Raw genomic sequence first — 12,811 nt, forward strand, 5'->3', positions numbered from 1 at the left:
TAGGCGCAGAGTTTTCGATCACAACGCTTTCAATACCAACGTTATCTTGTGCGAAGTGACGTTCCACATCTTTCACACCCGCAAAAGCAGGAGCAGCAACAGTCAGGGCGAGGATGGAGGCGATTACAGTTTTCATAGCGTTAACCTTTCGGGTCTGGGTGTCTTTTGTTTCTGGGGAAGTCTTGTGCTTCCGATGAGATTGATTTGGGGATGCCCCAGATCACCTTCAAGACACAGAACCGTGAGGAATGCCTTTTATATGTTCACATATGCACACACGGATGTGAGCCGTTGAAACCCCAGGAAAGTCCAGAGGTTTCATTGAGCGAATTTATTGATCGCAGGTCACCACCCGGGTCAGGAAGCAGTTGTTGCGTGAGGAACGGATGTCGACGAAGGCCACGTCATCGCGTTTCAGGAGTGTTTCAGCATATTGACGGAGGTCGGCCGCAGCAGTGATGTTCCCGGTGCTATAGATGATACGTTCACGCCGGTCATAGGCCTTCAGCAGGTAATCTGGGCTGGATTGCAGCACTGGAGGCGTGTCGCTGGCCTTCCATGGGGCACAGGACTGTGCACAGAAAAAGACGGGTCCACATTCTGCGTAGGGGTGCAGTTGTGTGAAGGGACGGGCCGCGGCGATAAGCATTTGATCACCTTCTGGGATATATTGCAGGCAATGGCGACAGGGGTTGCCTCCCCCGTCTGAAATGGCCCGTTCTGCGGGTTGTCCGTTGTCATCCACGCCGCCGGCCCGAAGATTTCGCACCCAGGTGCTGTCGTAGTTCTGAAAGGTAATATTCATCATGTTTTCCTGTGTTTTGGGGAACATGACTTATGCGTGTGAACGCCGCGACCCGGATGTTGCGCTTTATGCGTGCGGAAGGAGGAATGTCGTTCGACTAAATAGGCCCCACCGAAAAGATCGATGGGGCCATCAGCAACGATTACAGTAGCGATGCTGGACGTTAGTCGAGGAAGGCTTTTTCCACCACGTAATGGGCAGGCTTGGAATTTGCGCCTTCTTCCAGACCGTATTCCTCGAACATTTCTTTCAGTTCCAGGTTGAACGCCAGGTTGCCGCAGATCATCGCGCGGTCATGTTCAGGGCAGAGAGGTGCAACATCGAGGTCACGGAAGGCTTCGCCGGACCGCATCAGGTCGGTGATGCGACCCATCTTGGGGCTCTCTTCGCGGGTGGTGGTCGGGTAGTATTTGATCTTCTTCCAGAACCCTTCACCGATGACTTCATTCAGAAGTTCGTCGTCCTTCAGGCCTTCAATCAGTTCCCGACCATAGATTAGCTCATCTGCTTCACGGCAGGTGTGGGTGATGATGATCTCGTCGTAGTCTTCATAGGTCTGCGGTTCACGCAGCAGGGATGCGAAAGGCGCAAACCCCGTGCCTGTGGCAAAGAACCAGATGCGTTTGCCCGGGATCAATGCGTCATGCACCAATGTGCCAACGGGTTTTGGGCGTAGGATCACCTCGTCGCCGACTTTGATGTGCTGCAGTCGTGATGTCAGTGGGCCGTCTTCGACTTTGATCGAGTAGAATTCCATTTCTTCATCCCAGGACGGGGAGGCAATGGAATAGGCGCGCAGCAGTGGTTTCTGCTTGCCGGTTTCCGGATGGGGTTCGCCCATCAGGCCGATCATCACGAATTCACCGGACCGGAACCGCAGGGATGCGGGGCGGGTGCAGCGGAAACGGAACAGGCGATCTGTGTAATGCTGTACTTCGGTTACGGTCTGGGCGTCCGGAAGGGTGGGGACAGCTTTGACTGCGGGGGCGTCTGCGGTTGTATCGGTCACTTTTACATGCTCATTCATAGGGTCCGCGCGGGGAATACCCCACGCCCTTTCATCTCTCAATAGGGCAATTTGCCCTGGAGGTCTAGTTTGTTTGTGTGCGAATGATTAATCAGCCGCGCAGACGCGACTGATAATTGTTGTCCTGCCAGTTGGCGCGGGCAAGCCATTCGCCTTCGGGCTGGCGTGCGGCCAGATCCGTGTCGATTTCAACTTCGTCAAAACCGGATCGGCGCGCCATGGCGTATTGATCTGAAATCACATGTCCACGGGCCCGCAAACGCCCAACAAAGCCCAGATCCCGCAAACGACGCGCAAGGGTAAAGCCGCGGCCATCCGCAAAAGACGGGAAGTCGATGCGCACAAGATCAACGTTGTTCAAAAGCTGTGGCAGGTCTTCCACTGCAACATCCGAAGGCAGATCCACCGCAAGGGCAGGCGGGTGGTTCGCGGGCAGTTCTTCCAGCGTGAAAAAGCCATGTTCCCAGTCTTCCACGGTGAAACCCGCGTCATTAATGATTACAGTCATCAGAATACTTCCCCTGATTGTGCCACGGGTGTGCGCACCATTTTTCCATTTTCAAAGTGAATGCCACACTCTGATTTATTCTGTCCGCGCCAGCGGCCTGCACGCGGGTCTTCGCCATCACGTACGCGAGATGTACATGGGGCACAGCCAAGCGATGCAAAGCCCTTTTTCACCAGCGGGTGACGCGGCAGATTGTTGTTTTCCATATATTCGCGGATGGTGTCCGGCGTGAAATGGGCCATTGGGTTCACCTTGATGCGGCTTTCCCCATCGGCTTCGAACAGGTCCATCTGCGCACGAATACCGCTTTGATACCGCTTGCGCCCGGTGATCCAAGCATCAAAACCGGACAGCGCTTTTTCAAGCGGGCGGGTTTTGCGTAGGGCGCAACAGGCATTTGTGGATCGCTGCCAGAGCAGGGCGTCATTGTCTTCAAGGAACATTTCGTTGCGATCCGGGGAAATCACACGCACATCGGTCAGGCGCAGCTGGTCCGCCACCTGACGTTGATAGGCGATGGTTTCCTCAAACAGCATTTCCGTGTTCAAAAACAACACAGGAACCGTGCGATCCAGCGTTGCCAGCAGGTGCAGCAGCACAACGGATTCTGCCCCAAAGGACGAAACCATCGCAATGCGCCCGGTCAGCGGATCAGACAGGGCATGGGACAGGATGTCCTGCGCACTGTGGTGGCGATACCGCGCGTTTAACTCAGCCGCGCGTTCAGCTGCGGCGGGTAAGGGGGCTTCAAGCGGCATGTTTCGCATCCTCCGGGTAAAGAAGGGATTTGAACGGTGCAGCGCCAAGGCGGCGGTATGCAGCAAGGAAGGTTTCTGCTGGATCAGTCCGGAGGTCGAGATAGCCAAGAACAAGCCTTTCGATCGCCGGAACAATTGCATCATAGGCAAAGCCAGGGCCTGCACGTTCACCAACAGAGGCCGTTTCAGTGCCGTCACCACCAAGCGTGATCTGATAGTTTTCAACCCCGGCGCGGTCGAGACCCAGAATGCCAATATGGCCCACATGGTGGTGTCCACATGCATTGATACACCCGGAAATCTTAATTTTCAGTGCGCCGATGTCATGTTCCACGCCCAATTCCTGTACGCGGTTGGCAATCTGCTGTGCCACAGGGATGGAACGCGCGGTGGCAAGGGCACAGTAATCCATACCGGGGCAGGCGATAATATCTGAGGCCAGACCAATGTTGGCTGTGCCCAGACCTGCGGTTTTCAACTGTTTGAAGATCAAAGGTAGATCGGATTTCTTCACATGGGGCAGGATGACGTTTTGTTCATGGCTGATGCGCAGCTCGTCATAGGCGTGATCGCGGGCGATATCGGCCAGCAGGTGCATCTGTTCCGTGGTCGCATCACCCGGCGTGTCGCCATGGGCTTTCAGTGACACGGAAACAATCGCGTGGTCGTCGCGTTTGTGATCGGTGATGTTTGTGTCGACCCAGGAGCGGAACACAGGATCCGTCGCGTAAGCCGCATCAAAGACGCCGTTGTCAGACGCTTCCCAAACCGGGGGCTGAAAATGCGCTTCGATATCGGCCAAAAGTTCCTGATCTACGCCAGAGAACTGCGGGCGCAGGGTGTTGAAGCGGTCTTCGACCAGCGCGCTGATTTTCTCGATGCCGTTCTCATGCACGGTGATCTTGATGCGGGCTTTGTATTTGTTGTCGCGGCGCCCCAGGGTGTTCCAGACGGAAACCACAGCTTCGCAATATGGCAGAAGATCGGCCTTTGGCAGGAAGGCGCGCAGCACTTTACCGACCATAGGCGTACGGCCAAGGCCACCGCCAACGATCACTTCGAAACCGGGTTCACCCGCTTCATTGCGCACCATGCGCAGCCCGATGTCATGGGCTTTGGTCACGGCGCGGTCATTCGGGGAGCCTGTGATCGCGATCTTGAATTTGCGCGGTAGGAACTGGAATTCCGGGTGATCTGTAGACCACTGACGCAGCAGTTCAGCCACGGGGCGTGGATCTTCGATCTCATCCTTGGCGGCACCGGCGAAATGATCGGCGGTGACGTTGCGGATGGTGTTGCCAGAGGTTTGGATCGCATGCAGGCCAACTTCACCCAAGCTGTCCAGGATATCAGGCACATCTGATAGCGTGGGCCAGTTGTACTGGATGTTCTGACGCGTGGTGAAATGGCCGTAGCCCTTGTCATATTTCGCAGCCACGTCACCAAGGCGACGCATTTGTGCGCCGGAAAGCGTGCCGTAAGGGATCGCAACCCGCAGCATATAGGCGTGCAATTGCAGGTACAGTCCGTTCATCAAGCGCAGAGGCTTGAATTCATCTTCGGTCAGGTTGCCAGCCACGCGGCGTTCAACCTGGGCGCGGAATTGTGCGTTGCGCTCGTTCAGGAAGGCGCGGTCGAAGTCGTTATAATGGTACATGTTCAGGCTCCTGCGCTTGCGGTTTCAGCTTGCTTGCCGTGGAAATAATTGGATGGGCCAGTGGCGCGAAATTCTTCGCGGAAATGCACTGGTTCCGGGCCGTTGTCGCCCATAACTGCGTCTGCCTGCATCACACCCACAGCGATATTCTGCTGGGCGTTGGCGATGGCGAACTGTGCGTCGGCTGCGTCTTGTTCGGTGAACAGCGCGGCATCCGCGTGGGCAGAGACCCAACAGCTGTCCGCAGACCAGTAGATCACGTCACCTGAGAGCAGGTGATTTGCGGTGATGACTTTTGGTGTGAAGGGGCGACGGCTCATGAGCTTTGTCCTTGCTGCAGCTGGGGCGTGTGTTGTTTGGTGAAGGGAAGACCCGGCAGAATGGCGCAATCCACGCCAGCGCCTAGGGCTTTGGAAATCAGGGTGTCGGGGGTGCCGGTGCCGGGTTTTAAGCGCACGATGGATGCGCCATTGCGTACGGCATTCAGGATGTCGGTGGCCGGGGTGGCGGCAGGCAGAAATTCAGCTTCGCGGCGGGCCAGTTCCAGGATTTCACCGGAGACATCATGATCTGCGATGACAATATCAGCGCGGTCAATGGCACGGCGGGCACGGATCGACAGCATGTCAGCCTCGCCCGCGCCGGTGCCGATCAGATCGATGCGGCCTGCCGCGTCTTCTTCGTTTAGGTGCTGGACCAGGAGCGTATCAAGCGCATCACGTACGCCAGCTTCGCCGCCGTTTGCATAGGCCTGCGGGCCTGTGTGGTTATAATAGTCGGCCCAGAAATCACGGCGTGCACGGCCAGCGGGCAGGGCAAAGGCGCGGGAACGGAAGGATTTCCCGATTTCAGCCAGGGTGCCCAGAACCGGAGAGAGTTCTTCTTCAAGGCTGGCTTTGATCGCGCGGGCCAGAACAGGTGCTGCGCCTTCTGTGCCGATGGCGATGGTCACGGGGTCACGGTCGACAATGGCGGGGGTGATGAAATCGCTGTCCTGAAGATTGTCGACGATATTCACCGGCACAGACTGTGCCTGCGCCATGGCGCGGATGTTCTGATCGCGGGCGTCATCTTCATCGGCAGCATAAACAAGGGAGGCACCGGTGATGTCGGTGAAACGCAGATCGCGGATCTGTAGGGAAATTTTCCCTTGTGTCGCAAGGCTGCGGATCGCGTCAGACGGGGCAGATGAGAACACATCCAGTTTTGCCTGTGTCTTAACAAGAAGGCGCAGTTTCGCAATGGCCGCATCGCCGCCGCCGGAGAGCACAATGCGCGCGCCATCGGTCTTCATGTAAATCGGGAAATGGTCCATTGTTCCGCAATCCTGCTTGTTTCAGGATGATATATAGGATATTTTCCCGATATTGCGCTAGTATCGGGCGTAGATAAGAACAATCATTCCGGCTTTTGCGCCCAGAAGGCGAATATTTCCGGTTTTTAAGGAGAAGCGGAATGTCAGTCCGTATTGATGAGATCGACCGGAAAATCCTGATGGCCCTGCAAGAGGACGCGGGCCAGTCGCTGGATGAAATTGCACGTAAGGCAGGGTCATCTAAGACGCCTGTGTGGAATCGTATTCAGAAGATGAAGAAAAGCGGCATGATCCAGGGGCAGACGGCTGTTTTGGACGCCGAAGCGCTTGGTTTTGAAAGCTGTTTCTTTGTTCTGATCCGCACGTCACAACATGCGGCGAGCTGGAAAGAACAGTTCATGAATGCGCTGAATGCGCGGCCTGAAGTGATGGAAGCGCATCGCCTGGCCGGGGATATTGATTACATTCTGAAAGTGCGCGTCACCAATGCCCGGGCCTATGACAAATTCTATCAGGCGCTGATTGATGATGTGGATATTTACAATGTGACGGCGCTGCTTTCGATGGAGGAGATCATCAACAACCGTCCATTGCCGTTGCACGAGGGCTAAGGTTTTTCAATGAAAAACCGGGTGGGGGCGCTGCCCCCGTCCGCAGGCGGACTCCCCCGGAGTATTTATGGCAAGATGAAAGCCTATTGCTGTTTGCTGCTGGCCAGGGCGAGCCCATCGATGATTGCTGTGAAGGCGTCATTATAATGCAGATCCGCACCCGGAATGAGCGCCTGTAGCGTGTGGCTGACGTCTTTGATCAGGCTTGAGCCGCCCACGAAAATGACACTGTTGATCTGATCGGGCGTGCAACCGGCCAGGGCCAGGGTTTCCTGCACGGCGGCGGACAGGTTGCCCATATGTGGGGTCAGGGATGTGGTCAGCATATTTTGGCTGAGGGCCTGGTTCAGATCCCGTTCCACAGCAGCCAGATTGATCATGCCTTGGCCGTCGGTGTTGGCCTGAATTTTACCGCGTTCCACGGCAAATGCGATGTCATGACCCAGGTGATCTTCCAGCACATTCATAAGGCGATCATAGGCGGGTTTGTCGATTGCGTTGCGCTGCAGATCGGCGACTTTTCTTTTGATCTCAGGGGCGTAAAGGAAAGGGATCATCTGCCAGGTGGCCAGGTCATGAAAGATCGCGCGCGGCGCTGCATGGGTGCCTGCGCCGAAATCTTTGCGGATCTCGCTGTCTTTGCCAAAGAGATGCATGACATGATCAAAGCTGATGCTGCGGTCAAAATTGGTTCCGCCCAGGCGGACCCCGTGGCTGGCGAGAATATCGATGCCTTGGGGCGTATTCTGGAAGACGGTGAAGTCGGATGTACCACCGCCAATATCGACGATCAGTTTCAGGCCGTTGCCCTTTTGACCGGCAGCCAGGGCGGCGGCTTCGGGTTCGGGCATGAAGTTGACTGACTTAAACCCGGCGGCCAGATAGCATTGGGTCAGGTCTTTCAGGGCCTGTGCGTTTTTTTCCGGATCTGAGGAATGAAACAACACGGGCCGTCCGGATAACGCGTGATCAAAGTCTTGATAACATAGGTCTTCGGCGCGTTTTTTTAGGCGTTTCAGAAAGCGTGCGATGATATCAACGAAGGTGATCCGTTCCCCCATCATCATCCGGCTTTCATGCATCAGGGGTGTGCCTAGGATGCTTTTCAGCGCGCGCATATACCGTCCGTCATCGCCATTGATTAGGGCGCGTTCGGCCTGACGGCCAAACAGGGTTTTGCCTGTTTCAAAGTCGAAAAACACCGCCGTGGGCAGGGTGTTTTCGCCGGCTTCCACATCAATCAGAAAGGGACGCCCATTCACAGAAATCCCGGCGGCGGAGTTTGAAGTTCCGAAGTCAATTCCAAGTGTCTGTGACATTGCGGGCGGGCCTTTGGCTGATGCGGGGCTGACCTATGTAGCAGTGACCTGCAGGGCTTTCAAGCCGTGGAAGTGGTATATATCTGCGTATTCAGGCGTGCCCGCGAGGGTGAGTTTGGGGCAGCGGTTAAAGAGGATCGGCAAGGCGATTTGCAGTTCCATCCGGGCCAGAGGAGCGCCGATACAGAAATGTGCGCCTGCACCAAAACTTGTGTTGGTTTGGATATCGCGGGTGGGGTTGAAGGCATCGCCATTTTCCCAGGTCGCAGCATCCCGGTTGGCAGAGCCCAAAAGCAAGGCGACTTCATCGCCGGGTTTGAAGGTGTGACCGCAAATTTCGGCCTCTTCATAACACCAGCGGGTGAACATATGCAGGGGCGGGTCGAAACGCAGGGTTTCCTCGGACAGCTTTTCAATGCCATCCCCCGTGCAATGGGCCTGTACGCCCTGTTCAAGGATGGTTTTGACGGCGTTGCCGATGGAATGCACGGTGGCTTCGTGGCCCGCGTTCAAAAGCAGAATACAGGTTGTGATCAGCTCATCTGTGGACAGCTTGCTGCCTTCTTCTTCCGCAGAAATTAGGGCGGAGATCAGATCATCCGCAGGCGTTGCACGGCGCTTTTCCACATATTCGCGCATGAAGGCGACGAATTCTTCTGTGGCGCGTACGGCTTTGTCTTCCATGTCCCGCGTGCGACCGGCCTGATACATCATGACCATGGCATTGGACCATTCCAGAAGTTCGCGCCACATGGTTTCCGGCACGCCCAAAAGGCGGCAGATGATGATCACGGGGATCTTCTGGGCAAAGGCAGTGAGAAGATCAAATTCGCCTGTTGGAAAGTTGTCGATCAGATCATGCGTGATGGTTTCGATTTCGGGGGTAAGTTCCTTGATGCGGCGCGATGTGAAAGCCCGCATCACAAGACCACGCAGGCGCGGATGACGGGGGCGTTCCAGTTCCAGCATGGAATGCGCTTCGACCGCATAAAAAGGCGCCAAATGGTCCGGGATCGGTTTGCGTTTGTCTGCGGGGATTTCGCGACCAAAACGACGATCCCGCAAAAGGGCAGAGACGGCCTGATGCGAACTGGCGCAGGTCAGATTGTAGTCTTCCCAAAAGACAAAATCCCCGGCAGTCCGCAGGCGCGCGTAAAACGGATAGGGGTTCTGAACGAACGCGGGATCGGTGGGCGACTGGCCGAAATTCTGCATGGGGTGCTCCTCTGCTTTAGGTATCTCTCGCAGGCCAGAAAATGACAAGCAGGAAGGCTGAATGGTCTTCGGTGTCGCAGGGGTTGAAATGTGAACCTGTTTGACGGCATGCTGTTGCTGTGATTATCTGACAAAAATGAGTGTGGGCCAGGGCGTAAGATTCTGTACCCATCAGACCAACCGGGAGTAATATATATGAAATTCTTTGCCACAGCTGCTATGGCGCTTGCGCTTTCTGCGACGGGTCAGGCTGCGTTTGCATCCTGCGATGACGGTGAAATCGTTGTTAAATTTGCCCATGTGACCAACACAGACCGTCACCCAAAGGGCATCGCTGCCAGCCTGCTGGAAGCACGCGTGAACGAGGAAATGAACGGCACGATGTGCATGGAAGTGTTCCCGAACTCGACCCTGTATGACGACAACAAAGTTCTGGAAGCGATGCTGAACGGGGATGTGCAGCTGGCCGCGCCAAGCCTGTCCAAATTCGAAGCTTTCACCCGCCAGTTCCGCATTTTTGACCTGCCGTTCATGTTTGAAGACATCGAAGCTGTGGATGCGTTCCAGGCGTCTGATGCGGGCCAAAGCATGCTTGATTCCATGCAGCGCCGTGGCCTGCAGGGCCTGTCTTTCTGGCACAATGGCATGAAGCAGATGTCCGCGAATGTGCCGCTGATCGCGCCAACCGATGCGAATGGCCTGAAATTCCGCGTACAGTCTTCTGACGTGCTGGTGGCCCAGATGGAAGCCATCGGGGGTTCTCCGCAGAAAATGGCATTTTCCGAAGTATACGGCGCGCTGCAGCAGGGCGTTGTGGACGGTCAGGAAAACACCTGGTCCAACATTTTTGGGAAGAAATTCTTTGAAGTGCAGGACGGTGTGACCGAGACCAACCATGGTATCATCGACTATCTTGTGGTGACGTCTACGGATTTCCTTGACGGGCTTGAGCCTGAGGTGCGTGATCAGTTCCTGACCATCCTTGGCGAAGTATCAGAAACCCGCAATGCCGAAGCCTTTGCCGTGAACGAAGCTGCGCGTCAGTCCATTCTGGATGCGGGTGGTAAGATCGTTGAGCTGACCGCAGAACAGCGTCAGGCTTGGGTTGATGTGATGATGCCGGTTTGGGCACAGTTTGCTGGCGATGTGGGCCAGGAAAACATCGACGCTGCACAGGCGATCAACGCTGCGAACTAAGCGCGTTACATTTTTGGAGCGCAGCCCTGTCCTGGGCTGCGCTCTTTTATTTTCAGATAGTTAAGGGGGCAGGGGATGCATCCGAAACCGGGTCAGAGCCGTATTGACCGTATCGAGGAAGGCGTTATTGCGCTGATCCTTGGGCTGATGGTTGTGCTGGCATTTGTGAATGTGATCGTACGTAAAAGCGGGGGGAATATCCTCTGGGCGAAGGAAATGTCAGTGTTTCTGTTTGCCTGGCTTGTGCTGATCGGGGCGTCTTATGCGGTCAAAAAAGGCGCGCATCTGGGTGTCGATGTTTTTGTGAATATGGCTGAGGGCAGGACACGCAAAAAACTGGGCGTTGCCGCCGTTGCGATCTGTATTGTTTACAGCTTTCTGCTGTTCAAAGGATCCTGGGATTACTGGGCGAATTTTGCCAATCTGCCCCAGACCACCGGGCGTTGGTTTCCCACGGGCCTTCAGGACATGAAGCCCACAAATTTCCGGTCCTGGTATATCGTTAATGATGTCCCGAACCCCTGGTTTCTGGGCTGGCTTGAGGGGGCGATGAATTTTGGTGACCCCTACGATAAACTGCCGCGTTTCATCCCCTATGCAGTGCTTCCTGTGTCTATGGCTTTGCTTTTGTTCCGCTTTGTTCAGGCGGGCATTGCAATGCTGAAGGGCGATATTGATCGTGTGGTTGCCAGCCATGAGGTCGAAGATGAAATCGAAGAAGTGCGCGAACGTCTGGGCGCGGCCATGGATGGCGAAGCAGGAGAGGCGAAATAATGGAAGTTCTCATTCTTTTTGTCATGGTCATTGGTTTTATGCTGATCGGGGTGCCAATTGCGGTATCTCTTGGCATGTCGTCGATCATGTTCCTGCTGGTGTTTTCGGACAGCTCTCTGTCGTCCATCGCGCAGACTTTGTTTCAGGCGTTTGAAGGCCATTTCACCCTGCTTGCGATCCCGTTTTTCATCCTCGCCAGTACCTTCATGTCAACGGGCGGCGTGGCGCAGCGGATCATTCGGTTTTCAATTGCTTGTGTTGGCCATTTACGCGGCGGGCTGGCGATTGCGGGCGTTTTTGCTTGTATGATGTTTGCAGCACTTTCCGGGTCTTCCCCGGCGACTGTGGTCGCGATCGGTTCCATCGTGATCACGGCCATGGTGCAGGCCGGATATACCAAGGAATTTGCCGCGGGCGTGATCTGTAACGCGGGCACGCTTGGGATCCTGATCCCGCCATCCATTGTGATGGTGGTCTATGCCTCTGCTGTGGATGTTTCCGTGGGGCGCATGTTCCTTGCGGGCGTGTTTCCGGGCATTTTGGCGGGGCTGATGTTGATGGTCGCGATCTATGTCATGGCGCGGATCAAAGACATGCCATCTGGTGAATTCGCAGGCTGGGGCGAGATCGGCGATAGTTTTCGCGATGCGTTCTGGGGACTGTTCCTGATCTTCATCATTATGTTCGGCATCTATGGCATCCCTGGTTATGTGAAAGCCTGGTTCACCCCAACAGAGGCGGCGGCGGTTGCGTCTGTCTATGCGTTCCTTGTGGCAAGCTTTGTTTACCGCGATATGGGCCCGCTTGCGGCGCGGAACGGGGGCGAAAAGATCAGCCTGCTGAAGAAACCCCAGGCCATGGTCACAGCGCTGTTTCACGCAGATACACAACGCACCCTGTTTGAGGCAGGTAAACTGACCGTGACGCTACTGTTTGTGATCGCCAACGCGTTGATTCTGAAACATGTTTTGACCGAAGAACAGGTTCCGCAACATGTGGCAGAGGCCATGCTGTCGGCGGGCTTTGGCCCTGTGATGTTCCTGATTGTGGTCAATGTGATCCTGTTGATCGGTGGTCAGTTCATGGAACCGTCAGGCCTGTTGGTGATCGTGGCACCCTTGGTTTTCCCGATCGCAATTGAGCTGGGCATCGATCCGATCCACCTGGGCATCATCATGGTGGTGAACATGGAAATCGGCATGATCACCCCGCCGGTTGGCCTGAACCTGTTTGTGACGTCAGGCGTTGCAGGCATGCCCATGATGAGCGTCGTACGCGCCGCGTTGCCTTTCCTGGCGGTGCTGTTCGTCTTCCTGATCCTGATCACCTATGTGCCGGTGATTTCAACCTTCCTGCCAAATTCCTTGATGGGACCGGAAGTAATCGTGCACTAAAGGGATGTTAAAAATGGAAACGGGCATCGCTTGCCCGTTTCCTGTTGTTTGAAGGCCAATGATCGCGGGAAAGGTCAGATCGCATGATTGCTTATGTCACGGTTGGTGCAGATGATATTGCGCGTGCGAAACGGTTTTACGGGGCGATCCTGCCGGTTTTGAATTATGATCTGACAGAAGGCCCTGAAGGGCTGAGTTACGCATTGCCCGTTGCGCAGGGGCAAAAACCAA

At 55.5% G+C, this 12,811-nt stretch carries 13 protein-coding genes and 1 pseudogene; 5 read left to right on the top strand and 9 right to left on the bottom strand.

All coding sequences use genetic code 11. The features are described 5' to 3' along the window. Positions 1 to 331: 331 nt before the first annotated feature. The 7 genes from ACPGUT_RS14750 to ACPGUT_RS14780 all read right to left on the bottom strand — a co-directional run bounded on the left by ACPGUT_RS14750 (position 332) and on the right by ACPGUT_RS14780 (position 6,070). Entirely contained in the window at positions 332 to 805 is a 474-nt protein-coding gene (locus tag ACPGUT_RS14750) for a DUF1203 domain-containing protein (RefSeq protein ID WP_423992652.1), read from the bottom strand. 163 nt (positions 806 to 968) lie between these two features. Then, positions 969 to 1,832, bottom strand: coding sequence for a ferredoxin--NADP reductase (locus ACPGUT_RS14755; protein WP_423992654.1), 864 nt, complete (start codon positions 1,830 to 1,832; stop codon positions 969 to 971). 91 nt (positions 1,833 to 1,923) lie between these two features. Beyond that, a complete protein-coding gene (locus ACPGUT_RS14760; RefSeq protein WP_423992656.1) occupies positions 1,924 to 2,340 on the bottom strand; it encodes a DUF934 domain-containing protein in 417 nt (138 codons plus the stop codon). After that, the gene (locus ACPGUT_RS14765) at positions 2,340 to 3,098 is read right to left on the bottom strand and encodes a phosphoadenylyl-sulfate reductase (protein ID WP_423992658.1); all 759 of its coding nucleotides are present in this window, start codon (positions 3,096 to 3,098) and stop codon (positions 2,340 to 2,342) included. The genes ACPGUT_RS14760 and ACPGUT_RS14765 overlap by 1 nt, the downstream gene beginning before the upstream one ends. Continuing rightward, the gene (locus ACPGUT_RS14770; RefSeq protein WP_423992660.1) at positions 3,088 to 4,755 is read right to left on the bottom strand and encodes a nitrite/sulfite reductase; all 1,668 of its coding nucleotides are present in this window, start codon (positions 4,753 to 4,755) and stop codon (positions 3,088 to 3,090) included. The genes ACPGUT_RS14765 and ACPGUT_RS14770 overlap by 11 nt, the downstream gene beginning before the upstream one ends. A gap of 2 nt (positions 4,756 to 4,757) precedes the next feature. Then, a complete protein-coding gene (locus ACPGUT_RS14775; protein ID WP_423992662.1) occupies positions 4,758 to 5,075 on the bottom strand; it encodes a DUF2849 domain-containing protein in 318 nt (105 codons plus the stop codon). Further along, positions 5,072 to 6,070: an NAD(P)-dependent oxidoreductase gene (locus ACPGUT_RS14780; protein ID WP_423992664.1), complete on the bottom strand. Its 999-nt coding sequence runs from the start codon at positions 6,068 to 6,070 to the stop codon at positions 5,072 to 5,074. The genes ACPGUT_RS14775 and ACPGUT_RS14780 overlap by 4 nt, the downstream gene beginning before the upstream one ends. Before the next feature lie 140 nt (positions 6,071 to 6,210). On the opposite strand from ACPGUT_RS14780, the gene ACPGUT_RS14785 reads away from it, so the two are divergent. Continuing rightward, complete coding sequence (locus ACPGUT_RS14785; protein WP_423992666.1) at positions 6,211 to 6,681, top strand: Lrp/AsnC family transcriptional regulator; 471 nt, start codon at positions 6,211 to 6,213, stop codon at positions 6,679 to 6,681. Positions 6,682 to 6,764: 83 nt separating this feature from the next. Here the strand turns inward: ACPGUT_RS14785 and ACPGUT_RS14790 are convergent, their stop codons facing one another. Both ACPGUT_RS14790 and ACPGUT_RS14795 read right to left on the bottom strand, forming a co-directional pair. Continuing rightward, on the bottom strand, positions 6,765 to 8,000 hold the full coding sequence (locus tag ACPGUT_RS14790; protein WP_423992668.1) for an Hsp70 family protein: 1,236 nt from the start codon (positions 7,998 to 8,000) through the stop codon (positions 6,765 to 6,767). Positions 8,001 to 8,033: 33 nt separating this feature from the next. Then, positions 8,034 to 9,215 carry a cytochrome P450 gene (locus ACPGUT_RS14795; RefSeq protein ID WP_423992670.1) on the bottom strand — a complete coding sequence of 394 codons (1,182 nt, stop codon included), beginning with the start codon at positions 9,213 to 9,215 and terminating at the stop codon, positions 8,034 to 8,036. 195 nt (positions 9,216 to 9,410) lie between these two features. On the opposite strand from ACPGUT_RS14795, the gene ACPGUT_RS14800 reads away from it, so the two are divergent. The 4 genes and pseudogenes from ACPGUT_RS14800 to ACPGUT_RS14815 all read left to right on the top strand — a co-directional run. Then, positions 9,411 to 10,412: a DctP family TRAP transporter solute-binding subunit gene (locus tag ACPGUT_RS14800; RefSeq protein WP_423992672.1), complete on the top strand. Its 1,002-nt coding sequence runs from the start codon at positions 9,411 to 9,413 to the stop codon at positions 10,410 to 10,412. 75 nt (positions 10,413 to 10,487) lie between these two features. Beyond that, the gene (locus ACPGUT_RS14805; protein WP_423992674.1) at positions 10,488 to 11,186 is read left to right on the top strand and encodes a TRAP transporter small permease; all 699 of its coding nucleotides are present in this window, start codon (positions 10,488 to 10,490) and stop codon (positions 11,184 to 11,186) included. After that, positions 11,186 to 12,580 (top strand): TRAP transporter large permease, encoded by a 1,395-nt coding sequence (locus tag ACPGUT_RS14810; RefSeq protein WP_423992676.1) that lies wholly within the window; start codon positions 11,186 to 11,188, stop codon positions 12,578 to 12,580. The genes ACPGUT_RS14805 and ACPGUT_RS14810 overlap by 1 nt, the downstream gene beginning before the upstream one ends. Before the next feature lie 83 nt (positions 12,581 to 12,663). Continuing rightward, positions 12,664 to 12,811: pseudogene (locus ACPGUT_RS14815) on the top strand (VOC family protein); the annotation flags it as partial.

This window comes from Halocynthiibacter sp., assembly GCF_049608145.1.
In the GTDB taxonomy this organism is placed as follows: domain Bacteria; phylum Pseudomonadota; class Alphaproteobacteria; order Rhodobacterales; family Rhodobacteraceae; genus Halocynthiibacter.

Coding starts and splice junctions, on each gene's coding strand:
- ACPGUT_RS14795 (WP_423992670.1), bottom strand. CDS start 9,215: ATGCAGAATTTCGGCCAGTCGCCCACCGATCCCGCGTTCGTTCAGAAC.
- ACPGUT_RS14750 (WP_423992652.1), bottom strand. CDS start 805: ATGAATATTACCTTTCAGAACTACGACAGCACCTGGGTGCGAAATCTT.
- ACPGUT_RS14800 (WP_423992672.1), top strand. CDS start 9,411: ATGAAATTCTTTGCCACAGCTGCTATGGCGCTTGCGCTTTCTGCGACG.
- ACPGUT_RS14805 (WP_423992674.1), top strand. CDS start 10,488: ATGCATCCGAAACCGGGTCAGAGCCGTATTGACCGTATCGAGGAAGGC.
- ACPGUT_RS14765 (WP_423992658.1), bottom strand. CDS start 3,098: ATGCCGCTTGAAGCCCCCTTACCCGCCGCAGCTGAACGCGCGGCTGAG.
- ACPGUT_RS14810 (WP_423992676.1), top strand. CDS start 11,186: ATGGAAGTTCTCATTCTTTTTGTCATGGTCATTGGTTTTATGCTGATC.
- ACPGUT_RS14775 (WP_423992662.1), bottom strand. CDS start 5,075: ATGAGCCGTCGCCCCTTCACACCAAAAGTCATCACCGCAAATCACCTG.
- ACPGUT_RS14760 (WP_423992656.1), bottom strand. CDS start 2,340: ATGACTGTAATCATTAATGACGCGGGTTTCACCGTGGAAGACTGGGAA.
- ACPGUT_RS14785 (WP_423992666.1), top strand. CDS start 6,211: ATGTCAGTCCGTATTGATGAGATCGACCGGAAAATCCTGATGGCCCTG.
- ACPGUT_RS14755 (WP_423992654.1), bottom strand. CDS start 1,832: ATGAATGAGCATGTAAAAGTGACCGATACAACCGCAGACGCCCCCGCA.
- ACPGUT_RS14780 (WP_423992664.1), bottom strand. CDS start 6,070: ATGGACCATTTCCCGATTTACATGAAGACCGATGGCGCGCGCATTGTG.
- ACPGUT_RS14790 (WP_423992668.1), bottom strand. CDS start 8,000: ATGTCACAGACACTTGGAATTGACTTCGGAACTTCAAACTCCGCCGCC.
- ACPGUT_RS14770 (WP_423992660.1), bottom strand. CDS start 4,755: ATGTACCATTATAACGACTTCGACCGCGCCTTCCTGAACGAGCGCAAC.